Annotated in this window: 22 protein-coding genes and 1 tRNA gene; 13 read left to right on the forward strand and 10 right to left on the reverse strand. The window is 48.0% G+C overall.

What is annotated here, in order from left to right; genetic code table 11:
- Window positions 1-35: 35 nt before the first annotated feature.
- Complete coding sequence (locus BMZ56_RS12515) at window positions 36-1,514, forward strand: sigma 54-interacting transcriptional regulator (protein WP_090627074.1); 1,479 nt, start codon at window positions 36-38, stop codon at window positions 1,512-1,514.
- Here BMZ56_RS12515 and BMZ56_RS12520 read toward each other — a convergent pair.
- Window positions 1,492-1,989 (reverse strand): DUF6702 family protein, encoded by a 498-nt coding sequence (locus tag BMZ56_RS12520; protein ID WP_090627077.1) that lies wholly within the window; start codon window positions 1,987-1,989, stop codon window positions 1,492-1,494. The two genes, BMZ56_RS12515 and BMZ56_RS12520, sit on opposite strands and share 23 nt — an antisense overlap.
- Before the next feature lie 75 nt (window positions 1,990-2,064).
- Here BMZ56_RS12520 and BMZ56_RS12525 point away from each other — a divergent pair, with 75 nt between their 5' ends.
- From BMZ56_RS12525 to BMZ56_RS12565, 9 genes are all read left to right on the forward strand, one after another.
- Window positions 2,065-2,643 carry a HupE/UreJ family protein gene (locus tag BMZ56_RS12525; protein ID WP_090627079.1) on the forward strand — a complete coding sequence of 193 codons (579 nt, stop codon included), beginning with the start codon at window positions 2,065-2,067 and terminating at the stop codon, window positions 2,641-2,643.
- A gap of 36 nt (window positions 2,644-2,679) precedes the next feature.
- Window positions 2,680-5,028 carry a M1 family metallopeptidase gene (locus BMZ56_RS12530; protein WP_245893195.1) on the forward strand — a complete coding sequence of 783 codons (2,349 nt, stop codon included), beginning with the start codon at window positions 2,680-2,682 and terminating at the stop codon, window positions 5,026-5,028.
- Window positions 5,025-6,095 carry an Ldh family oxidoreductase gene (locus BMZ56_RS12535; protein ID WP_090627085.1) on the forward strand — a complete coding sequence of 357 codons (1,071 nt, stop codon included), beginning with the start codon at window positions 5,025-5,027 and terminating at the stop codon, window positions 6,093-6,095. The genes BMZ56_RS12530 and BMZ56_RS12535 overlap by 4 nt, the downstream gene beginning before the upstream one ends.
- 48 nt (window positions 6,096-6,143) lie before the next feature.
- A complete protein-coding gene (locus BMZ56_RS12540) occupies window positions 6,144-6,779 on the forward strand; it encodes an O-methyltransferase (RefSeq protein WP_090627087.1) in 636 nt (211 codons plus the stop codon).
- Between the two features lie 20 nt (window positions 6,780-6,799).
- Window positions 6,800-7,489: a glucosaminidase domain and LysM peptidoglycan-binding domain-containing protein gene (locus BMZ56_RS12545; protein ID WP_090627089.1), complete on the forward strand. Its 690-nt coding sequence runs from the start codon at window positions 6,800-6,802 to the stop codon at window positions 7,487-7,489.
- The gene (locus BMZ56_RS12550) at window positions 7,490-8,338 is read left to right on the forward strand and encodes a glucosaminidase domain-containing protein (protein WP_090627092.1); all 849 of its coding nucleotides are present in this window, start codon (window positions 7,490-7,492) and stop codon (window positions 8,336-8,338) included.
- Window positions 8,339-8,405: 67 nt separating this feature from the next.
- The gene (locus BMZ56_RS12555) at window positions 8,406-9,155 is read left to right on the forward strand and encodes a peptidase associated/transthyretin-like domain-containing protein (RefSeq protein ID WP_245893197.1); all 750 of its coding nucleotides are present in this window, start codon (window positions 8,406-8,408) and stop codon (window positions 9,153-9,155) included.
- A 124-nt stretch (window positions 9,156-9,279) separates the two neighbouring features.
- A complete protein-coding gene (locus BMZ56_RS12560) occupies window positions 9,280-10,194 on the forward strand; it encodes a DUF3078 domain-containing protein (protein WP_245893198.1) in 915 nt (304 codons plus the stop codon).
- A 38-nt stretch (window positions 10,195-10,232) separates the two neighbouring features.
- Window positions 10,233-11,084 (forward strand): N-acetylmuramoyl-L-alanine amidase, encoded by an 852-nt coding sequence (locus BMZ56_RS12565; RefSeq protein ID WP_090627097.1) that lies wholly within the window; start codon window positions 10,233-10,235, stop codon window positions 11,082-11,084.
- Between the two features lie 6 nt (window positions 11,085-11,090).
- Here the strand turns inward: BMZ56_RS12565 and BMZ56_RS12570 are convergent, their stop codons facing one another.
- The 6 genes from BMZ56_RS12570 to BMZ56_RS12595 form a co-directional block, all read right to left on the reverse strand.
- Window positions 11,091-12,806: a sodium:solute symporter family protein gene (locus BMZ56_RS12570; protein ID WP_090627099.1), complete on the reverse strand. Its 1,716-nt coding sequence runs from the start codon at window positions 12,804-12,806 to the stop codon at window positions 11,091-11,093.
- A gap of 105 nt (window positions 12,807-12,911) precedes the next feature.
- On the reverse strand, window positions 12,912-13,112 hold the full coding sequence (locus tag BMZ56_RS12575; RefSeq protein ID WP_143072915.1) for a hypothetical protein: 201 nt from the start codon (window positions 13,110-13,112) through the stop codon (window positions 12,912-12,914).
- A gap of 17 nt (window positions 13,113-13,129) precedes the next feature.
- Window positions 13,130-15,565, reverse strand: coding sequence for a PIG-L family deacetylase (locus BMZ56_RS12580; RefSeq protein WP_090627104.1), 2,436 nt, complete (start codon window positions 15,563-15,565; stop codon window positions 13,130-13,132).
- Between the two features lie 319 nt (window positions 15,566-15,884).
- The gene (locus BMZ56_RS12585) at window positions 15,885-16,145 is read right to left on the reverse strand and encodes a DUF6952 family protein (protein ID WP_090627107.1); all 261 of its coding nucleotides are present in this window, start codon (window positions 16,143-16,145) and stop codon (window positions 15,885-15,887) included.
- Window positions 16,126-16,440, reverse strand: a complete 315-nt coding sequence (locus BMZ56_RS12590; RefSeq protein WP_090627111.1) for a thioredoxin family protein — start codon at window positions 16,438-16,440, stop codon at window positions 16,126-16,128. The genes BMZ56_RS12585 and BMZ56_RS12590 overlap by 20 nt, the downstream gene beginning before the upstream one ends.
- 69 nt (window positions 16,441-16,509) lie before the next feature.
- Complete coding sequence (locus BMZ56_RS12595) at window positions 16,510-17,154, reverse strand: peroxiredoxin (RefSeq protein WP_090627114.1); 645 nt, start codon at window positions 17,152-17,154, stop codon at window positions 16,510-16,512.
- 364 nt (window positions 17,155-17,518) lie between these two features.
- Between BMZ56_RS12595 and BMZ56_RS12600 the strand changes: the two genes are divergently transcribed.
- From BMZ56_RS12600 to BMZ56_RS12610, 3 genes are all read left to right on the forward strand, one after another.
- Window positions 17,519-17,593 (forward strand) — tRNA-Arg (locus tag BMZ56_RS12600).
- Between the two features lie 52 nt (window positions 17,594-17,645).
- Complete coding sequence (locus tag BMZ56_RS12605) at window positions 17,646-18,296, forward strand: alpha/beta hydrolase family protein (protein WP_090627117.1); 651 nt, start codon at window positions 17,646-17,648, stop codon at window positions 18,294-18,296.
- Window positions 18,297-18,410: 114 nt separating this feature from the next.
- Window positions 18,411-19,994 carry a glycoside hydrolase family 43 protein gene (locus BMZ56_RS12610; protein WP_090627120.1) on the forward strand — a complete coding sequence of 528 codons (1,584 nt, stop codon included), beginning with the start codon at window positions 18,411-18,413 and terminating at the stop codon, window positions 19,992-19,994.
- Window positions 19,995-20,015: 21 nt separating this feature from the next.
- On the opposite strand, the gene uxaC is transcribed toward BMZ56_RS12610, so the two are convergent.
- The 3 genes from uxaC to BMZ56_RS12625 form a co-directional block, all read right to left on the reverse strand.
- The gene (gene uxaC, locus BMZ56_RS12615; protein WP_090627123.1) at window positions 20,016-21,419 is read right to left on the reverse strand and encodes a glucuronate isomerase; all 1,404 of its coding nucleotides are present in this window, start codon (window positions 21,417-21,419) and stop codon (window positions 20,016-20,018) included.
- A gap of 21 nt (window positions 21,420-21,440) precedes the next feature.
- Window positions 21,441-22,604 carry a mannonate dehydratase gene (gene uxuA, locus BMZ56_RS12620; RefSeq protein ID WP_090627126.1) on the reverse strand — a complete coding sequence of 388 codons (1,164 nt, stop codon included), beginning with the start codon at window positions 22,602-22,604 and terminating at the stop codon, window positions 21,441-21,443.
- Window positions 22,605-22,723: 119 nt separating this feature from the next.
- Window positions 22,724-23,545: an SDR family oxidoreductase gene (locus BMZ56_RS12625; protein WP_090627129.1), complete on the reverse strand. Its 822-nt coding sequence runs from the start codon at window positions 23,543-23,545 to the stop codon at window positions 22,724-22,726.
- Window positions 23,546-23,694 lie beyond the last annotated feature (149 nt).

Below are 23,694 nucleotides of genomic sequence, written 5' to 3' on the forward strand. Positions count from 1 at the left end.
ATCCGTAACGAAAGCAAAACCAGCAACTCAGCAAAATGACTCATATCCATACCTTAGGAGAACTTAAAAAATCAGGATACCAGCACCGAACCGTAAAAGACGAACTCAGGGCCAACCTTATTAGACAACTGCAGGAACACAAAGCCGGTTTTCAGGGCATCGTTGGGTATGACGAAACCGTTATTCCCGAATTGCAGACGGCCATTCTTTCCCGACATAATGTGTTGCTGCTGGGGCTGCGCGGTCAGGCAAAAACCCGCATCGCGCGGCTTATGGTCCATTTGTTGGATGAATATGTGCCATATGTAGCCGGTAGTGAACTGTTCGACGACCCACTGGATCCCATTTCGTGGTATGCTCGAAACGAGATTCAGACCCATGGTGACGACACGCCCATTGCGTGGTTACACCGTTCGGAACGATATACCGAGAAGCTGGCTACCCCCGATGTAACGGTGGCCGACTTAGTGGGCGACGTGGACCCTATCAAAGCAGCTACGCTGAAACTCACTTACAATGATGAACGTGTCATCCATTTCGGATTGATTCCCAGGGCGCATCGTGGTATTTTCGTGATCAACGAGCTTCCCGACCTGCAGGCCCGAATACAGGTTGCGCTGTTCAACATGCTGCAGGAAAAAGACATCCAGATCCGCGGATTTAAACTTCGGCTGCCCCTTGATATTCAGTTTGTGTTTACGGCGAACCCCGAAGACTACACCAACCGCGGTTCCATCGTGACGCCACTGAAAGACCGTATCGAAAGTCAGATCCTCACCCACTATCCGAAGCGTATCGATATTTCCCGGAAGATCACTTTCCAAGAAGCCCGCATCACTCCCGAACAACAAAGGGCCATCGAAGTCGATGGCTTGCTGAAAGATCTGGTGGAGCAGGTTGCATTTGAAGCCCGGCAAAGTGAATTCATTGATCAGAAATCGGGTGTATCGGCACGCCTCACCATCTCCGCATATGAAAACTTGGTCAGTGCCGCAGAGCGGAGGCTACTGATTTCCGGGCAGAAGAAGACGGTTGCCAGGTTGGCTGATTTTTCCGGTATCATCCCCGCAATTACCGGCAAAATCGAGTTGGTGTACGAGGGTGAACTGGAGGGCCCTGTCCACGTAGCACACCGGCTAATCGGCGGTGCCGTCAAAACGCTGTTCACCCAATATTTCCCCCATCCGGAAAAAGCCAAAAAGTCGAAGAGCGAAAATCCTTATGCATCTATTGTCGATTGGTTTACACTGGGAAACGAGGTGTTGCTTACCGATGCACTGTCTGACAGCCAATATAAGAAAGCGCTCATGGCAGTACCCGGCTTACATGCATTGATCAAAAAGTTCCATCCCAAGCTGGTCGAAAGCCAGCAATTGCTGCTGATGGAATTTGTACTACACGGGTTGGCCGAGTATTCGCAGCTTAGCAAGAATTACCTTCAAAACGGCATTGGATTTACTGATATGCTGGGAAGCCTCTTCGATGGAGATTTCAGCGAGGAAGATTTTGAGTAAATTCAAAAACAGCACGGTGTTCTGGATTATCCAGTTTCGTGCTCTTCCGGTTGCCATAGGCTGTTACATGTAAGATATTGCTTTGGTTGGCAAATTGGTCAAGCAGCACCCGGTTGTCGACGGCGATACGTTGCACGAAGGTGACCCCTTCGGCTTCCAGGTAGCACCAAGCCACATCGTCTTCAATTTCATAGCCAAGATAGCGGAGCGTTTGCAACTGCCCATTCACGGAAAGACTCAGATGGCGTCGTAGATAACGGGCAATCAAACTATCCGTTTCATTTCTGTTTGCCGGATTGATGAGGTCAACTGTTGAGGCACCTCCTGCTGCTTTTAGTGCAGTTTCCAGATCGTCATAAAAAATCCGGCAACTGATTTCCACGCGTTGTGCCTCCTTATTGTAGTCAACCGCGGTGATACTTACATAAAACGGATGAAGAACCAACCAGAATACCTGAATAAAAAGGTTACCCATATTTTAACTAGCCTATTGCGTTTTCGACACAAATTAACGTAATATTGTAACGAATACCGCAACATAACGTGCAATATGCAAGACTTTGGTGTATATTTTGAATTAGGGTTACAGCATATTTTGGACTTGGCAGGTTATGACCACATTCTTTTTGTCATAGCCCTTTGCTGCACCTATTTTGTCGGAGACTGGCGGAGAGTTATCGTATTGGTTACAGCCTTTACCATTGGGCATTCCTTCACACTGGCATTGAGTGTTTTTAATCTGATCCGGGTGGATACTGTGTTGATTGAATTTCTCATTCCTGTCACCATTGTCATTACAGCTATCAGCAATATCGCTGTAAGACGTAAAAGACGAAGGGTGAATACCGATTGGCTTACGTATGGTTATGCGCTATTTTTCGGGCTCATACATGGTTTGGGATTTTCCAATTACCTGCGCTCACTGCTTGGCAAAGAAAGCAGCATCACAGGACCGTTGTTTGCTTTCAATGTTGGATTGGAATTGGGTCAACTCGTTATTGTTTTCGTAGTTTTGATCTTATCGTTCATCGCTACTACCATTTTTTCGGTTTCCAAACGCGATTGGACATTTTTTCTATCGGCCGCTGTTTTCGGTATCGCACTGGTGATGGCGTTGGAGCGGATTTAAAAAAAATAGTAACTTTACCCACAAAACACGACGCACGTGAAACCATCTTCTCTTTATTTTTTTGTGTTTGCGGTTTGCATGGCTGTATTTTCAGTCCACGCTCAACACCAAAATAACCCGACTTCAAACCATGGCAACAAATTTGAACAACTGGGAACGTTGTTGAGCGATCCGAATGTATACCGTACTGCTTCGGGAGCCCCCGGCCATCAGTATTGGCAGCAGAAAGCCGATTATGTCATTGACGTAGAGGTAGACGACGATAACCAACGCGTCATTGGGTCGGAAACCATTACCTACACCAACAATTCGCCGGATCCGCTCTCCTACATATGGATCCAGCTTGATGAAAATGAGCACAAGGCCGATGCGGAAAGCAAGAAATTCGACGAAAGTTCGCTGAATGAACAGATGACCACCAATCAGCTGCAAAACCTGATCAGCAGCGATAAGGATTTGGGGGTTAGGATACAGAAAGTCGCCGACGGCGCTGGAAAGCCCCTTAGCTACACCATCAACTACACCATGATGCGGGTGGATCTTCCCACCGTATTAAAACCCGGAGCCAAATTTGTTCTTCAGATCGAGTGGCAGTATAACATCAGCGACCGCATGGCCGAAGGAGGCCGCGGAGGTTATGAATACTTCGCTGAAGACGACAATTACTTGTACACCATCACGCAATGGTACCCCCGTATGGCGGTCTATTCCGACTTTCAGGGATGGCAAAATAAGCAGTTCACGGGCCGGGGCGAGTTTGCCTTGGTATTTGGCGATTTTAAGGTCAACATCACTGTGCCGGCAGACCACGTGGTAGGTGCTACGGGCGAGTGCCGCAATTATGCCAGTGTACTAACGGCGGTTCAGTTAGATCGATGGAAACAGGCGCAGCAAGCGGATGAGCCCGTTGAGGTGGTAACACTCGATGAGGCTCGCCAAGCGATGAAGAAAAAAGCTACCGACAAAAAAACGTGGGTGTACGAAGCCAAGAATGTGCGCGATTTCGCCTTTGTCTCTTCACGCCGCCTGGTTTGGGATGCGATGCGCGTCAAAGATGGGATCGAAAGCCACATGCCTATGGCCATGTCCTACTACGGCCCCGAAGCATATTCCCTCTACCGCCCCTATTCGACCAAAGTAGTCGCTCATACACTCAAGGTATATTCCAAGCATACCATCCCCTATCCGTATCCGGTTGCGATTTCGGTGGAAGCTTCCAATGGTATGGAATACCCGATGATCTGCTTCAATTACGGGCGGGCAGATAAAGACGGTACCTACTCCGAAGCGACGAAATACGGAATGCTCAGCGTAATTATCCACGAAGTAGGGCACAATTTCTTTCCCATGATTGTCAACTCTGACGAACGGCAGTGGACCTGGATGGACGAAGGGCTTAATACGTTCTGCCAGTTTCTGGCTGAACAGGAATGGGACAAAGACTATCCCTCGCGACGAGGGCCGGCTCACAAGATTGCCGATTACATGAAGCTTCCCAAAGACCAGCTGGAGCCCATCATGACCAACTCCGAAAACATCGTGGAATTTGGCCCCAATGCCTACGCCAAACCGGCAACCGCGCTTAATATCCTGCGGGAAACGGTAATGGGACGGGAACTGTTTGACTACGCCTTCAAAGAATATGCACGACGGTGGGCCTTTAAACACCCCACTCCGGCCGACTTCTTCCGGACAATGGAAGACGCCTCTGCGGTAGATCTCGACTGGTTTTGGCGAGGCTGGTTTTTCGGCATCGATCCCGTGGATATTTCCCTTGACGACGTGGAACACTTTCAACCTATGGGAAATATCCCCGATGCTCAGGCAGCAGCGAAAGCGGCGTTTGAGAAAGATTTGAACACGGTATCACGTCAACGTAACATCGAGGAAGGGGTGAATTTTGCCGTCGAGGCTGATACCAGCTTGCAGGATTTTTACAATAAATGGGATCGTTTTGAAGTCGCTGATGAAGACCGGCAGGCCTTTGAACAATACTATCACTCGCTGTCGCCCGAAGAAAAAGCGTTATATGATGGGAAGTATCACTTTTATCAACTGAGATTCTCCAATAAGGGGGGCTTGGTAATGCCCATTATTTTACAGTGGACCTTTGCCGACGGCACTACCGAAGTCGAACGTATCCCTGCCTACATCTGGCGCAAAAATGAAAACGAGGTCACCAAGGTCTTCGCGAAAAGCAAAGAAGTGACAGCCGTATTGGTAGACCCCCTGCGAGAAACCGGTGATATCGACGAAGAAAACAATGCTTGGCCACGCCACCATACGCCTACACGGTTCGAGTTATTCAAGCAGCAACAGGGTCCCGCACGAGGAGAATCTACGGGCCCCAATCCCATGCAACGGGCGAGGAGGAGTGGACAATGATCCCCGAAAAGCGATTACGTGATTTTACAACAGGGGTATTTAAGGCCATCGGTTGTCCCGATGCAGATGCACAATTGGCTGCAGACGTATTGCTTGCTGCCGACCTGCGGGGGGTTGATTCCCATGGCGTTGCACGCCTTAGCGGCTACGTACGATTGTGGGAAAGTGGTCGCCTCAATTCCACTCCCCATATCCGTGTAGTGCATGAAACCCCAACAACGGCGACTGTTGATGGCGATGGCGGACTCGGATTGGTTACCGCCCCTTTTGCCATGGATATCGCTATCGAAAAGGCGCGGCAGTACGGTTCGGGCTGGGTGGCCATCCGCAATTCCAATCACTTCGGCATTGCTGGCTACCATGCGCTCAAAGCCGTCGAACAGGAGATGATTGGCTATGCACTCACCAACGCGAGCCCTTTGGTTGCACCCACGTTTTCGACTGAACGGCTGTTGGGTACTAATCCCATTTGTTATGCATTTCCTGCCGGAAACTATCCGCCCGTAGTGGTAGATATGGCAACTTCTGCTGCCGCAAACGGCAAGCTGGAAATTGCCGAGCGAGCTGGCAAATCAATTCCAGAAGGATGGGTACTTGATGCGAAGGGGCATCCTACTATCGACGCTACAGCCGTCAAAAAGGGGGGCGCCCTGCTTCCGTTAGGAAGCGACCGCGACCATGGCAGCCACAAAGGCTTCGGCCTTTCAGCTATAGTCGACATACTTTCCGGTGTATTGTCTGGTGCGAACTATGGCCCTTGGGTGCCTCCATTTGTGGCTTACTTGCAGCCGGTGGTCAACCAACCGGGTCAGGGCATCGGCCATTTCGTTGGGGCTATGCGCGTGGATGGATTTCGCCCTGCGGCCGATTTTAAGGCCAATATGGATCAGTGGATCGCACGCTTTAAACAAGCCAAACGCGTTGACGAGCAACAACCCGTAATCATTCCCGGAGAGCCCGAATATGAAGCTGAATTGGATCGCCGGAAAAATGGGATTCCCCTCGTTGAAGCGGTACAAAAAAACTTGGAGGCATTAGCGTCTAAATTAGGAATCGGCCAACTGTAAATTTTTACCCTTTTGTGATACCGAGGTTTTTATCTAAGTTTGCGACCGATGGATATGTTCGATGACTTATTGACGAGCTATCTGGAAAGGACCTGCGATGCGGAACCTGCGTTGTTGCAGCACATCCACAGGGAAACCTATGTGAAAGAAACCAGGCCCCACATGTTGTCGGGCCACTATCAAGGCAGGCTGCTGGCTTTTCTAAGTAAGTTGGTGTCGCCCCATCGGATTCTGGAAGTTGGTACGTTTACAGGATATGCAACGTTATGTTTGGCGGAAGGTCTAGCTCCAGGCGGCGAAATACACACCATCGATAGCAACATAGAATTAGAAGATCGTGTACGTGGTTACTTTGCCCTATCCGAATGGAACCACGCAATCCGCTATCATGTTGGAGATGCGGCTACGATTATTCCCCAACTAAAGGGACCATTTGAGTTGGTCTTTATCGATGCGGATAAGAAGAACAATGGTCTTTATTATGAGTTGGCCCTCGAAAAAATTCCCACTGGTGGTTTAATTTTAATAGATAATGTGTTATGGAAAGGGAAAGTAGTGGCCGATGCCGGCGATTCCCAGACCCAGCAGATTGCCGCGTTGAATAAGCAGTTGGCGGCTGATAATCGTGTTGATAAATTAATTCTCCCCATTCGCGATGGCGTATACGTGTTGCGCAAGCGATAATAAAGTTAACCTGTTGACGCATGAACGAAACCCGGAAGACTTTTCTAATTACCTTATTCCTTACCATCGGGTTGGTCGGCGGAAATGCAGTCCGCTCGCTGGCTCAGGAGTATACGCCGCATACCTATATTGAGCAGTATAAAGATGCTGCAGTGCAGTATATGGAAGAGTATGGGTGTCCCGCAAGCATCATTTTAGCCATCGCCATGCATGAGAGCGCATATGGAGGTAGTCGCATAGCACGCCATTTGAATAATCATTTTGGTATTAAAGGGCCAAACAACAGCAAGGTAATCCGATCGGCTTACAAAGGTTATGCTTCCGTAGAAGAATCCTATGCCGACTTTATTGATTTTTTACGGAGACGTAAAAAGACCGAGCAACTGTTTGAGCAATATCAACCCTATGAATACCGGAAATGGGTACAGGGAATCGCCCGCTCTGGATATGCTCATAGTCCATCCTGGTCATCGAAAGTAATCGGCATCATCCATAAGTATAACCTAGACGAATTAGACATACAGCCCGAGGGTGATAGGGCCATCGCCTCGTTGGACGAGTCGGACGAGACCGAAGAATTGTATACGGTGAAGCAAGGGGATACGCTGTATGACATTGCCCGGAAATATGGAACAACCGTGAAAGAACTGCAACGCAATAACGGCCTTACCCATTCACGCTTGCGGATCGGACAACAATTGATTTTGTAAATGAAAAGGTATTTATATGTACTGTCGGTTGTTATCTTATTTTCTTCCTGCTTATCCAAGCAAGATGTGCTTCAAAATCCCCACGTAACAAAGCGCCCTGTACCCGTACAAAAGCCGAGGGAGCAACATCGCCAAAGCCCACGCCCATCCACTTCGCATGCGAGTACATCGGGACAGGAATACATCGAGCGTTATAAAGCTATTGCGATCGAGGAAATGGAACGGTTTGGTATACCTGCCAGTATCAAATTGGCGCAGGCACTTCTCGAATCGGGGAACGGCAACAGTGCGTTGGCGCGGCAAGCTAACAATCACTTCGGCATTAAATGTACTCCGGAATGGCCAGGAAAGAAAACGTATCAAGATGACGATCGCCACGATGATTGCTTCCGAGTATACGAAAGGCCCGAAGATTCTTTCAAAGATCACTCACAGTTTTTGTTGCGAAAGCGCTACGCGGCGCTCTTCGAATTGGACAAAGACGATTACAAGGGGTGGGCGAAGGGTTTGAAATCTGCCGGCTATGCTACCAATCCGCGTTATGCCGACATGCTTGTCGAGTTAATCGAACGCTATCAGTTATATCAGTATGACCGACCCGAGAGCCGGATGGAAAAAGTGAAACGAGAAGAGATGGTTCAGACCGAGATCGTTGAAAATAAACCGGAAGAGCTGCAGCCTGCATCAGCCAAGGCTCCCGTACGCATCGATATCCACGAGGTAAAGCAGGGAGACACGCTGGCGGCCATAGCCCGTAAACATGGGATGTCTACCAGTGAATTGATGGATCTAAACGGGTTGAAAACCGAATCTCTTTTTATCGGTCAGCTTATCTTGGTGTCACAATAAAAACGCAATATTGCAAATTGATGTTAAAATTTTCGTCAACTGCAAACTTAGCTGTAGTTTTAGGGCAGTGAATAAAATAAAGCACTTTTTTATCGGATTGCTTGTTTTCGGTATCCAGTTCGATGTCGTGTTGGCCCAAACAGCCATACAGGGCATCGTGTTTGACAATCATACCAAGCAACGTATTTCACAGGTATACATTTATAATACGGCCAATGACGACGGTGGATATAATAACACGCGTGGCGAATTTTCACTTCAGGCTTCTCCAGGGGATGTTTTGATAGCGGCAGCCAAAGGCTACTACCCCGATACGCTTGTTGTTTCCAATAAAAGCGTTGTGTTGTTCAACATGGAGCGGTCGTCGATCTGGCTGGACGAGGTTTCTGTTATCGCCCGGCGTAGTCCTGAAGAACGGCTGGAAGAGAACAAGCGGGAGTACGGCACAGCTTATAGTAAGGGAAATGCGGGATCCATCTTTTCAGTAGGGCCAACCGGCGCCGGAGTAAGTATTGATGCCTTGTATAAGTTGATTAGTCGCGAAGGCAAGAACTCGCGCAGATTGCAGGAAATCATCGAGCAGGATTATCGGGAATCCGTGATCGATTATCGATTTACACCTGATTTGGTAAGGAGCGTGACAGGTTTGACCGGTGCTACACTAGCAGATTTTATGCGGCAATACCGGCCTTCCTATTACTTTATTTTAAGTGCCAACGACTATAATTTGGCTTTTTATATCCGTTCGTCGCTCGCGCAATATCGACAAAATCCCGCCGCACGTCGACTCCCTTCTTTCCCTCAAACCAACAAATAAAAACACATAAAGAAAAAGCAGCACGATATTTGTTAATTTAGCAGCAGATATGAAACGACGGTTTTACTCTTTGCTTATATTGTTGCTAGTTTGCATCTCAATAGGCCGGGCTCAAATTTATGATTTGGATGAATTACGTTACCGGCCCGATTCCAATAGCCTTAAGGTAGAAAAATCTGAACCGGGAATCCGCCCGGTTAAACTACCGATGTCTACCTTGGATCTGAAAGTGATTTATTGGCGGCATTGGTCATCTTTTGGTATTAACGCCAATCAAGCTTCTTTCAGTGATAACTGGACCGGTGGGGGTGTTAATTCAATTTCAGTAGGCGCGCTGATTAACCATAAGTCCGACTATACGCGCAATAACACGAATTTCGTGACCGAATTGATGTTGCAGTATGGAAAGCAGAAAAACAAAGACCAACTGCCCCGTAAAAACAATGACCGTATTTTTTGGGATAATAAACTGTCGTTGAAGATCTCTAACTTTTGGTCAATTTATACCTCACTGACATTTGAAAGCCAATTTGATGTGGGATTGATGTATGGCAAAGATGAAGAAGGAAATGAATTTGTGAGAACAGATACCACCCTTTCTGCATTTATGGCTCCGGGGTATCTCACTGAATCTTTCGGGGTTGAATACAAGCCGGATAATACATTTTCGCTGCGTATCGGTACAGGAACCGCTCGGCAAACATTTATTTTGGATGATCGCGTCGTACCGACGTTTACTCCGCGATTCGGGGTGGAACCCGGACGAAGATTTCGGAACGACCTCGCATTTCAGCTGACGGCCAATTTGGATCGAAATATTGGTAAGAATCTCAATCTGAAAAGTCGTTATAATATGTTTGCTAACTACGAAGAGCTTAGTGATCCGGCTCATCGGCTGGATGCCACACTTACCGCATCGGTAACCCGGTTGATTAACGTGACGCTAAGCGGTATCTTATTGTACGACAGCCGACAGCACGAAGAAGTCCAGACCAGCCAAACACTGGCATTGGGCCTTCTGTACAAAATCCCGAGATAACCATGGTGCGAGGCGGCATTTGCACGATACACAAAGCGATGTCGATTTTGTTGGCGGCATTGGTGTTCTCCGCATGTACCGCTAATCGCTATGCAAAAACGAATAAGCAATATAGGCAGCAACTGAAAGTATTCACAGAGCAGATGCAGGCGCCTTTGCCGTATGCGACTCCTCGTCTGGTTGCCACCTATGATTCGACGACAGGCGTGACCGCCGTATCTGAGATTCCACAAACCAAACGCGAGGCACGCCAGGTCGCATCCATTCATTTTAATTTGCGCAAACCCAATTACGTGATCATTCATCACACGGCACAGGATAGTCTGGAACAAACGCTGCGTACATTCACCGTCCCGCATTCAGAGGTAAGTGCACATTATGTAATCGGGCGTGATGGGGAAGTCTATCAACTGCTTAACGATTATGTACGCGGGTGGCATGCGGGGGTCGGAAAATGGGGTACCGTAACCGATTTAAATTCCATATCGTTGGGGGTCGAATTGGATAACAATGGTAAGGAGCCTTTCACCGAACCGCAGATTTATAGCTTGTTGAATCTTCTGGACACGCTGCAGCAGCGATATAACATCCCTCCTACTAATTTCATTGCGCATTCGGATATTGCCCCATCCCGCAAAGTGGATCCAAGTGCATTCTTCCCCTGGAAGCGCCTTGCAGCGTGTGGTTTCGGGCTTTGGCCCGACGAGGTGCTGATGACACCTCCCGAAAATTTTAATCCCGAAGACGCACTGCGCATCATCGGTTACGACACCAGCAATCTGGATGCAGCAATCAAAGCGTTCAAACTGCACTATATACAAAATGATGTCAGTGGCGAACTAACGGATTACGATCTCAGCGTGTTGTATAGTCTATATCGTAAGCGATAACGTTACTTATTGTGTGGATACGCTCGTTCCGATGGATTGCTGATTTGAACGCGTGCCCTGAAATAGCAGCGAGAATAAAACCACTCCAGCACACCCCACTAGATTAAGCCAGAGGAAAGCCATGACATCAAACCACCAAAAGGATACCACGACAACCTCAGTAAGAACAGCTGCCGCAAGCACGGCTTTCCCACCGGCTCGTTTTACATAAAATGCGACGACAAAAATACCCAGAATGGTGCCGTAAAACAGCGAGCCCAAGATGTTAACGGCCTCCAATAAATTGCCCAGTTTGCTGGCGTAGAGGGCAATGACGATGCAAAATATCCCCCACATCAAAGTGAATACGCGTGAAGCTGACAGATACCTGCGTTCGCTGCCTGTTTTGCTGACAAAACGTTTGTAGATATCGATGACGGTAGTGGATGCCAGGGAATTGATAGCGCCGGATGTCGCACCCATGGAAGCCATAAATACAATAGCTACTAACAGCCCAATCAGGCCTTTCGGGAAATTTTCCGTCACGAAGGAGAGAAAAATATAATTGTTGTCATTGGTGTCGGCCATGGCATCGTTGGCTTGCATCAACTCCACCAAGTCCTGTCGGATTTCCTTGGTTCGCAAGTCTGTACCCTGCAGTTGGTCGCGGACCTCTGCAATAACAGCTTCATCGCCGTTATCCAATGCCGCAGTCAATCGATGTATCTGTTTCTTTTTTTCTTCAAAAATAGCGTGGTGCTCCGCTTTCAGTTCCGCTACTTGGTCAGCATATGGACTGTTCTCAATTCGATGGAGTTCATATTTGTTGAAGAATATGGGTGGACTGTTGTACTGATAAAAGGCGAATACCAAAACGCCGATCAGCAAAATGGCAAACTGCATGGGGACCTTAAGCAACCCGTTCATAAGTAATCCGATTCGGCTGTCACGGATCGATGAGCCGGTGAGGTAACGGCCCACTTGGCTTTGATCCGTACCAAAATAGGAAAGCTGTAGAAAAAAACCGCCGATAAGGCCGCTCCACAGGGTATATTGATTGTTCCAGTCGAAAGAAAGATCGATGGCGTTAGCCTTGCCCGATTTGCCGGCAATGTGCAGTGCCTTGGAAAGACCAATATCGTCGGGCAACATATAAATCACCAATATGCCTGCGGTGAGGAGGCCGCCGAAAATAATGGTCATTTGAAGCAGTTGCGTATACGACACGGCTTTGGTACCACCATAAACGGTATAGAGCACTACGAGTGTGCCCATGAAAAGGGTGGTATAAACGACATTGATCTGAAGAATGCTTGATAAGATAATTGCAGGCGCATAGATCGTGATGCCGGTAGATAGGCCCCGTTGAATCAAAAAAAGCAATGCGGTAAACGCGCGTGTGCGTACGTCAAAACGTTTCTCCAGGAATTCATAAGCTGTATAGACCCGCAACCGATGGAAAATAGGGACAAACGAAATGCTCAATACAATCATCGCCAGGGGCAAACCAAAATAGAATTGGACGAAACTCATACCGGAGGAATAAGCCAGCCCTGGAGCCGAAAGGAAGGTAATGGCGCTTGCCTGGGTGGCCATCACAGATAAAGCTACGTGATACCAAGGTAGTGACTTATTACCCAAAAGGTATCCGTCGATGTTGCGAATTCCTTTGCTCTTGTATACGCCGTAGGCGACAATCAGCAACAACGTGCAAAATAACACAGCCCAATCTGTCGTACTCATCCGAAGTGATTGGTGAACAAATAAAATAACAGGATAAGTACCAGCAACCAGAGCACTACGATCCAATAAAAGCGCTTCCAGTTACGGATAAAGGGAGGAAGTCCCTTATCGGTCATGCTCGCGCCCTTTGAGGAGATTGCCCACAAAAAAGCCGGCAAGAGCCACCCCTACTACGATACCAATGATGGCACCGAGAAAACTTTCCTGGATGTAACCGCCCGTTAGTCCGCCAAATACGGCACCAAGCAAATAAAAATAACCGGTGATGTTTTTTTCGGTGGATGGCTCTTCGATGTGTTTTTCCATGACAATACCTTGTTTAATCAATTGGGTTTTGCGAGCAAATTTACAAATAATCTATATGCCCCGGGCACGCCGGCAGGCAATTGTCTGAAAAAAGCAAGGGATGTATAAACAAAGTTACCTTTTCCATACCGGGCTACCAGCAGCGATCCATTGCTGGGAGCTTCTTCGGGGTCTGCCATGCGCAGGGGTTGGTCATATTGACGATCAGCCTTGCCGGCAAAATATAGACCGCGTTCCTGAATCCAGCCATCAAAATCGGCAGTTGTGATCTTGTTTGGATAATTCAGCACCCGGCTATTAGGGCTCAATAACGTCACAGGGGCAGTTTCGTCGGTTACCCTGCTTCTGCTTAAGGTCAACGGGTAAGGGCCCAAGTTAGATACTGGCAATCCGCTACTTACGTTATATTGCACCAGTAACGTACCGCCGTTCTTAACGTAAGCTAGTAAATGAGGTTGCATATACCGCATGCGTTCATTTACATTGTATAAGCGTATCCCAGTAACGATGGCGTCGTATTGCGATAAGTTATCTGAGAGAACATCTTGTTCGTTCAGTATATCCACACGCAATCCAATTTCCCGCAGCGCTTGCGGAATCAAATCGCCTGCACCTGGCAAATAGCCGATGCGCGTTGCTGATACACCGGTTTCAACTTTGCTTAGGCGGACGATAGCGGGAGGAAACCATGTAATGCGGGGAATATGATCGTGTGCAATTGAACGGATAGCGTAGGCCTTCTCTGTCGAATCTGCATATTTCAAAGTAATAGTCAATGAATCGGAAAGCGATGCGTCCGCTGCTGGGTAGATCGTGAATTTAGCAGTGACTTCTTCGGATTTTTCTGAGAAATACAGCGGTATCTGCCGGGGCTCAGCCCGCCAGCCTGATGGCAGATCGACGAAGGCTGTGGCAGATACCTGATCCTGTGTATGCGCCGTAAAGACAGCTTCCAATGTCTTTGGTTCATCGCCGTTGAATACGAACGCCTTTTGGCCAAGGTTGGCCGTTATCGGTGGCGCAATGGTCAACGGTTCATATACTTCGCCCCGGACTGGGTGAGTATATTTATAAACAATCGGACGTTCAAAAGCGAGTTCTTTGCCATTAATGCGCAAAGTGACGGAAGTTTTGGGAACGTCGATGTTAGTAGGTCGACCCACATCTTCTTGGTGATTTATTACAAAACTGCCCAAGCCATGCGGGCTACGGAGCCAGTAGGGTTGCGTAATGCGGTTAGCCGCAATGGTAGAAGACTCTTCGTAAGGCTCGTTGTAGGTCAACGTCGTATTCCCGATGGACACTTCTACACCGGGGCGTCGTACGATGAATGTCGTGCTGATGGGAATCTCTTCACCGACCGCATATTTAGCCACAGGAGCATAACTTTCAAACCAGATTCCGCCGCATGCGATAATCAATTCTTTGATCTCGTTAGTTTTTCGTTCCCTCCAGTAGGTATCTTTGACTTTTTCCACCTCTGTGAGAAGGGAGAGCAACCCATTGATCGAATTTTCGGGGTGGGCTTCGTCAAAGGCATCGTAAAGAGTAGTGACCAATTGCGAAATAGACTTGCCTCCTTCCACCCGCGTCCACGACGTTCCGATTCCGTCGAATAGTTCCTTTTCAGGGGCATCGCCGGCCAACATCTCAAACCGCTCGATGCTATTTCCTCGTTGTCTGGCAGATCCGAATCCTTGGCTTTTATGGTTAGACCGGCTTTCTGCGGCGATTTCACCGTAAGACTCACCAAGAAATGGGTTGTAATCACCAATGTTTATAAGTAAATGTGCTGTCGAGGGCGGAGATCCCTGGAAGAAGCTGGAGGTATTCCAAAGCAGCCGTTTGGCCTGCCATACGGATACTTGGGTAAGTTGCTCGGGGAATTGGGAAGGATCTGCGGCTGCCTTGAATGCTTCGATAGCTAATAGTGCTGATGCCTGATGGTGCCCATGTCCCGCCCGCTCATCAGGCGGAAAGCGAGTGATAATGACATCTGGCCGGAATTTTCGGATTGTCCATACAGCATCTGCCAATATATTTTCACGGCCCCAGAATCGGAATGTCTCATCCCATGTTTTCGAAAATCCAAAGTCGAGTGCCCGCGAGAAAAACTGTTCCCCCCCGTCGACGCCCCGTGCGGCAAGGAGCTCCTGCGTACGGATCAGTCCGAGTTCTTCTGCCTGTTCGGTGCCGATGAGGTTTTGACCGCCGTCGCCACGGGTCAATGAAAGATAGCCGGTCCGGTATAGTTTCTCTTTCGCCAACCAGGCAATTAACCGGGTATTTTCGTCGTCCGGATGGGCGGCAAAATATAGGGCGGAACCCAAGGTGTTTAATTTCTTGATAGCTTGTTTGATTTCACCAGCGTGCTTCGGTTTTTGCGTTTGGGTAATTGCGGATAGGGGAACGAAAAGAAATGAAAAGAAAAGGGCAGTACGACTTATGTTCATTCGAAATGGTTTTTTCTTTAATGGCCTCATCGAACCTGCATTTTCAGCGCCTTATACGTTAGGCGCTGACATGGCAGATTTCAAGGGTTTAAAGATAAGGTTTGTGAGGGAACAAAACAAAAGCCGTCCCGAAGTACATCGGGACGGCTCCTGCAAATTAACAATTAAAAAATCATTTAAATCTTAAAACCGCCCTTTAAGCAAACGCCAAAGAACTTTAAGAAGTTAACCTTTAACAACGGTAAAGTTACAAAAATATGTACGATATCGTTGACTGCAAGGCGACAAGTTTTCCACAAATAAACGGTTTTAAACATTGTTACGCCTTGTCAATCGACCCGAGTACCCGCTTCATAAATGTATTGACCGCTTCTTTCCGCTCAACTCCGCTTTTCACCAACTTATCTACTTCAATGGCGCCATACATATTCGAAATTAACTCACCGATGACATCTAACTCTTCGTCCTTCAGCGTGGGTACTTCGATAAGCGATTCAAGGGTTTCGATGGTTTCCAAGACATAGTCCTGGTCGTTTTGTTCGATGAATTCAGCCAGGTGTTTAATTATGGGTAACTTCATTCAATAACTCGATTAACGGGTCAAATTTATTCGTTTGTACCTGGTTCACCAGTTGACCGTTTTTGAATGCAGCAAAGGTGGGCAGGTTACTGACATTGGCCAATTGCCTTGATTGCGGAAACCGCTCGGCATCTGCAATGACAAAGGAAATTTGTTCATTTTCTGAAGCGAGCTTTTTGAACTTCGGTTTCATGATTTTGCAGTTGCCGCACCAAGTGGCCGAATATTGTACCAAGACCACATCGTTGTTTTTTACGATGTCGAAAAGGTTGTCGTTTTCTAATTCCTGTAACATACTAATTCTCCTTTTATAAGGGTAGCCCCCGTTCAGTGGAGCGCTACCGCTATCACTTGTGTGTTGTTGCTAGCTCAGCGAAACTTGGCTGGCTAGGTAGCTGGCTACACCGTCGCGGGTGGCGTGCATGGCGTCTTTGCCTTCCTCCCAGTTGGCGGGGCATACTTCGCCGAATTTCTGTACGTGAGCATACGCGTCGATCAGCCGGAGGTATTCTTTTACGTTACGGCCCAACGGCATGTCATTTACACTCTCGTGAAACACCTTGCCGTCTTCGTCAATCAGGTATGTCGCCCGGAAAGTCACATTTGAGCCGTCAAATAAATATCCGAATTCTTCACTTTCTTTTTCTTCGCCTTCTAATATACCCAATACGCGTGACAGATTGCGGTTGGTGTCGGCCAAAATAGGATAAGTCACACCTTCGATACCGCCGTTGTCTTTCGAGGTATTTAACCAGGCAAAATGCACTTCATTGGTGTCGCACGAGGCACCAACTACCAAGGTGTTACGTTTTTCAAATTCGGGTAATGCTTCTTGGAATGCGTGTAGTTCAGTCGGACATACAAACGTAAAATCCTTTGGGTACCAGAACAGCAATACTTTTTTGCCTTTTTGGGTAGCTTCTTCAAAAATGTTGATAGACAAGTAATCACCGAGGTAATCAATTGCATCAACCGTAATGTTTGGGAATTTTTTTCCTGTTAAACTCATGACTATCTGTTTATTTTTCGAGTGCAAAGATACGGTTTATCTTGGTGGTAAATTATCGTTTTTGTCAATGGGGTATATACATCGTCTATTGCTGTCTATGACCGCTACTGTTCTCAATTCAGGAATATCAAGATCCGCTAATTAAATAGAAACAATTAATAAATCAATAATAATTAATAAATACTTTATAGGTATTTCTCCCTATGAAGTCCCTAGAAAACACCTATTATCTACCTATAATATTATAATAATTCTTAGGATTGTCATCAATTTATCGTTTAATGGTTCAGACAAATTGTGTGGGCTTCCCAATAAAGAATTACCATTGTTTATATAAAATCGTATTTTTGCACCAAAATAGCTCGGCCCTGTAGTTCAACGGATAGAATAGAAGTTTCCTAAACTTTAGATATGGGTTCGATTCCCGTCGGGGCTACCAACCCACTTTACAAGTACGTAAAGTGGGTTTTTGTTTAACATCACATATCCGCATGTATATACAATCCAGTAAGCTGATGGTTTCCCCTTCCATAGGGACAGTATCGGCAATTTATACTGCTCCGAAGGAACCCGAATGCATCCTGACATTGGCCCACGGTGCCGGGGCAGGGATGAATCACGGATTTATGGAAGCGTTGGCCCATTCGCTGGCAATGGAGGCAATTGCTACACTGCGATTCAATTTTCCCTTTTCCGAACACGGCAAAGCCAGACCGGACCCGCCGGTAGTGGCGCATGCAACTATCGGGGCTGCAATTGCCAGTGCACATGAGCTATGCCCCGATCTGCCGTTGTTTGCTTCCGGCAAATCTTTCGGGGGAAGAATGAGCTCCCAATACCTTGCCGCCAATCCCGAGAGTACTGTCAGGGGATTGATTTTCTATGGATTTCCGCTTCATCCTGCCGGGAAGCCTGCTATTGATCGCGCTGATCACCTCCGATTACTGGAGATTCCTATGCTTTTTTTGCAAGGCGCTAAAGATGCGCTGGCGACGTGGACGCTGATCGAGACCGTGTGCCAATCACTACCGACTGCTTCACTGGTGAGGTTGGAAGGCATAGACCATTCTTTCAGAGCCGGAAGGGCCGATATTATTTCCCGGTTGGCAAGTGAAACAAGGAGATGGACAGAACAGCGATGAGACAATATAGGTACTTTTTGAGACGGTGTGTTTATAGTTTACAGTTTAAATTTATTTTATTTGCGGGCTGTGTGTATTATCGGTACCATTTATACACAATGTTTATAGTTAATTATGAAGACAACGCTATTATACCTTGCTCTGATTCTGTTTATTGCAGGCGGCTGTACGAATAGTCAATCTACTCGTCAACAGGACGAAACCATAGCGATTGTAAACCCGGTATTGCCGGGCGATCATCCCGATCCAACAGTCATCAAAATAGGTGATACATACTGGGCATCTGCAACCTCTAATGAGTGGGCACCGCTGTTTCCGATTTATAAATCGACCGATCTGATTAATTGGGAGTTAGCATCCTACGCGTTTGCGGATTTACCCCCCTGGGCACGGAATAACTTCTGGGCACCCGAATTAGCCTATGACGAAGCACAGAACAAGGTATACCTGTATTACACCGCCCGCGACAAATCGACCGGACGTCTTGCCGTGGCGGTTGCAAGCGCATCTTCTCCAGAAGGACCCTATGTTGATCATGGGCCGCTGGTGAGCCAGGAGCTGGGATCCATTGACGCGTTTGAAGTAAAGGACGATGATGGCAAGATCTACTTGCTTTGGAAGGAAGACGGCAATAGCAAGGGCCAGCCCACACCGATGTGGGCACAGGAAATCAACCCGGAGCGGACGGCATTGCTGGGAGACAAGCATCAGTTGTTTACCAACGACAGTGAGTGGGAGGGCCGGTTGGTGGAAGGAATCAGCGTGTTCAGGCATAATGGCTATTATTATGCTACTTATTCTGCAGGTGCCTGCTGTGAGGTTACCTGCAATTACAAAACAGGCGTGGCCCGTGCTAAACAGCTGCTGGGGCCTTGGGAAAAGTACGATCGGAACCCCGTACTGGTAGATAATGATGATTGGAAGTGCGCTGGCCACGGCACCGTGGTGGAACGAGGGGGTAATTTCTATTACCTCTACCATGCTTACAATCAAGCGGGCAGTGTATATGTAGGCCGGGAGGGGGTTTTAGAGAAGATTAACTGGACTTCAGACGGTTGGCCCGTCTTTGCCAATAATGCGAGCTACGACCGGGATGCGGCCTCATCGGATTACAGCGATGATTTCACTGCGATGACGCCAGCGTGGCGGTGGCGGGTCAATCAGCCGGCAGAATACACCACCGGCAATGAAGGCCTGTCGCTGACAACGTCGCAGGCCAATGACGGGATAGGCTCATTGCTTGTACAACCTATTACATCCATCAACTATGAAGTAATGGCACATGTGGCAGCAAATACGACCGACGATCAATCCGGTGCCTCTATCGCCATGGTCGGCGGTGCCAACAACCGTTTCGGTGCCCCGATTGCGGGCATCGGTATCGGTGTGTTCGGAAAGGAAGTTCGGGTGTGGCGCATTGCGAAAGATGATGTACAGCTGTTGCAAACACTCCCTCTCACGGAAGGGGCGGGCACGGTAGCTCTCAAGATGGCTGTTTCCGACGGTCATATGGTTGATTTCTATTGGAATGAAGGAGATGACAAATGGCAAGCGGGCTTGCAAAATTATGATGCCGCTCCATTGGTGCCTTGGGGCATGGGTTTCCGCATTGGCCTAGCCGCCAGGGGAAACAACAAGCCCGTTACCATCAGTCATTTTGAAATCAAAAATTTCGACGCGTCACAAACCAAGAGGTAGTAAGGGGCGGCCGTTTGGGTGCTATAATCCGAAATATGCCTTCGCGTTGTAATACGAGATATCCTGAATAATTTTTCCGGTCCACCCGATATCGTTGGGCAGAAGTCCTTTATTGATATCGTCGGCAAACAGATTGCACAGCAGACGCCTGAAATATTCATGGCGTGAATAGGAAAGGAAACTGCGCGAATCGGTTAGCATACCCACAAAACAGCTGATGAGGCCAATGTTTGACAACGTGTTCATCTGCTGTGTCATGCCATCTAACTGGTCTAAAAACCACCAACCCGAACCGAACTGCATTTTGCCTTTGGTTCCTTCGTCTTGAAAATTTCCCATCATGGCTGCGAATACGGCATTGTCTGCGGGGTTGAGGTTATATACCACCGTCTTGGCCAGCCGGTTTTCACCATCCAGGGCATTGAAAAACCGCTGCATCGCTTCGGCCTGCTGGAAGTCGCCAATGGAATCGTATCCGGTATCCGGCCCCAGTTGACTCAGCTTACGGGTATTGGTATTGCGCAGCGGTCCCAAATGGAATTGCTGAACCCATTGCTTATCATGGTATAATTTGCAGAGCTCGGTAAGGACCACATAGGTAAATGCTTCCTCATACTCCGCAGCGAGGCGGTCGTCGCCATTGAGCACCTGCTTAAATACCTCATCCAGTGAAACGGAGGAGAAGGTTGCGCGTGGCAAATGGCTCAGCCCGTGATCTGCAATGCGGCATCCGTGACGGTGGAAATAGTAAAAGCGGTTTGAAAGCGCATCCAAAAGTGTATCCAGATCTACAATGGCGATTCCACTGCTTGCCTCAAGCTGTTGGATATATCGACGGTATTGGTCGCCTTTGCTCAGCTGAAAAGCCTTATCAGGTCTGAATGAGGGGAGTACTTTGGTGTCAAAACCTGATTCGGAAATGGCGCGATGATGAGCTAGGGTATCAATCGGATCATCCGTCGTACCGACCATTTCCACACGAAAATGGCGCAACAAACCCCGCGGAGAAAAGACAGGAGTCTGCAACTGTACGGCTGTATGGTCAAAAACGGCATCCGCATTTTCCGGTCCCAACAACTCTTCAATGCCGAACGGATTTTTCAGCTCCATGTGCGTCCAGTGGTACAATGGATTGCGTAAAGTATACGGCACAACTTCTGCCCATTTCCTGAACTTTTCACGATCATCGGCGTTGCCGGTAATGTATTTTTCAGGGATTCCTAGCACGCGTTGCGCGCGCCACTTATAATGATCGCCAGCCAGCCAGATATGGGTAATATTCCGGAAATTCTCATCACTAGCCACAGCATCAGGCGGAAGGTGCGAATGGTAGTCGATAATCGGTAAGTCCTTGGCATACTCGTGGTATAGCACCTCAGCCGTATCAGACTGCAATAGGAAATTATCATGAAGAAAGTTAGCCATTTCGATTCCGATTAATGTAGGTTATTGTCCAGTGATTCCCAATTCCAATCCCCTTAGTTCAGCGAGGCCCCGCAGGCGGCCGATGGCTGAATAACCGGGAGCAGTAGTTTTCGCTAAGTCGTCCAACATTTGGTGGCCATGATCTGGCCGGAAAGGTATCGGATCGGACCGTCGCTGATTTTCTGCAATCAGCGCTTTCATGACTGCATACATGTTTACATCGCCATCCAAGTGATCGGCCTCGAAAAAGTTGCCCTGCTCGTCTTTTCTGACATTACGGAGGTGTACAAAGTTAACCCGTTCCTTCACGGCGTCAAAAATAGTCGGGATGTCATTTGAAACACCGGCGCCCAATGAGCCGGTACAGAAGCAGATGCCGTTGAAAGGTTTATCCAGTGTGCGGATAATATACAAGAGGTCATCCTTATTGCTGGCGATACGCGGCAATCCCAAAATTGGATAGGGAGGGTCGTCGGGGTGGATTGTCATCCGGATTCCGTTTTCCTCACAGATGTCCGCGATGGATGATAAGAACCAAATTAGATTTTGTCGTAGGCCGTCAAACCCGATAGCTGCGTATTCACGTATACTCTCGCGCAGCTCATCCAATTCAATGCTTCGCTCCCCTGGGATGCCCATAAGCACGTTGGTATTCAACAGATCGATTTGTTCAGGCGTATAGGCGTCAAACCTTTTTCGAGCTTCTGTCCGTATGGTCTCCGGATAATCAGCGGCTGCTCCTTCCCGTTTTAAGACAAACAAATCGAAAGCTGCTAGATCGTTCCAGTCAAAGTAGAGAGCCTTTGAACCGTCCCTCATTTCTAAATCAAGTTGGGTACGTGTCCAGTCCAGTACCGGCATAAAATTGTAGCAAATTGTTTTGATTCCCACGGTCGCCAGGTTATGCAAGCTCTGCCGGTAATTTTCGATATAGGGCTGTGCATCCGACCTACGTGTCTTGATGGCTTCGTGCACCGGAACGCTTTCCACCACACTCCAGGTGAGTCCGGCAGCTTCGATCAACGACTTGCGCTCTTGAATGTCTGCTAGCGGCCATACCGCTCCATGGGGAATGTGATGGAGCGCGGTCACAATTCCCGTAGCCCCGGCCTGTTTGATGTCCTGCAGTGATACGGTGTCTGCGGGACCATACCACCGCCAAGTCTGTTCAAGTTTTTTTGTCATGATGTTGTTTCTTGGTATCAGCTTTCGGCTATCAGCTATCAGCTTTATTCTTACTCGTTTTTCTTGTTCCTTATTCGATGCTAATCCTATTCTCTATTTGGCATTCCTTATTCCCTCGTTCACACTCCGCTCCATGCATTGAAGCCACCATCTACCAAAATAGTTTCTCCTGAAATAAAGCCCGATGCGTCGCTCAATAGAAAAATCAATGCACCGGTTAATTCTTGGGGACTTCCCAGTCGGCCATATGCCGTATTGTTGACAAATCGTTGGGCGCGGTCTGTATAAGACCCATCGGCATTCGTAAGCAACGTGCGGTTTTGCTCCGTAAGAAATACGCCCGGGGCAATGGCATTCACGCGCACTTTGTCACCGTACCGCTGAGCCAATTCCACGGCCATCCATTTTGTATAGCCTTCAATTGCACATTTGGCCAGGTTATAACCCATCACGCGTGTAATGGCCTGCTGCGCCGCTAACGAAGAGATATTCACGATAGATCCCTTCCCTTTTTCGGCGATAACCCGGCCGAAAACATGGGTGGGGATGACGGTGCCGAAAAGATTAAGTTCTACAGCTTTTTGGGTATCGGCGATGTTGCTGTCGAACAGGTTCTGCTCTGGACCGATGGTCGCCCCCGGTATATTACCACCCGCAGCATTTACCAAGCCATCTATCGTTCCCCACGCGTCCAATATCTCATTTTTCGCTTGATGTACTGCTTGCTCACTCAATACGTCAGTGATTACAGCTATTGCTTCGCCTCCCTGCGCCCGGATGGCAGCTACTCGTGCGTCCGCCCGTTCTTTATTGCGCCCCAATACAGCTACCTTGGCTCCCGCAGCTGCAGTAGCCAACGCAAAAGACTCGCCCAAAACGCCTGTGGCACCTGTAATGACCACTACCTTGTCTGCTAAAGAAAACTGTTGTATTCCATCCATCGTATTAAAATAAGGTCTATATTGTATTTAATCGTTCAATATTAGTCAAAAATGGGCTGAACCTGCTTACTTTTTTGACAAATATCTACGAAAACGTTGTAGCACCTTCAAAGAGCAAAAAGAGGAAAAAGACTCGTTTACAAAAAATT

Source organism: Parapedobacter indicus (assembly GCF_900113765.1).
Classification (GTDB): domain Bacteria; phylum Bacteroidota; class Bacteroidia; order Sphingobacteriales; family Sphingobacteriaceae; genus Parapedobacter; species Parapedobacter indicus.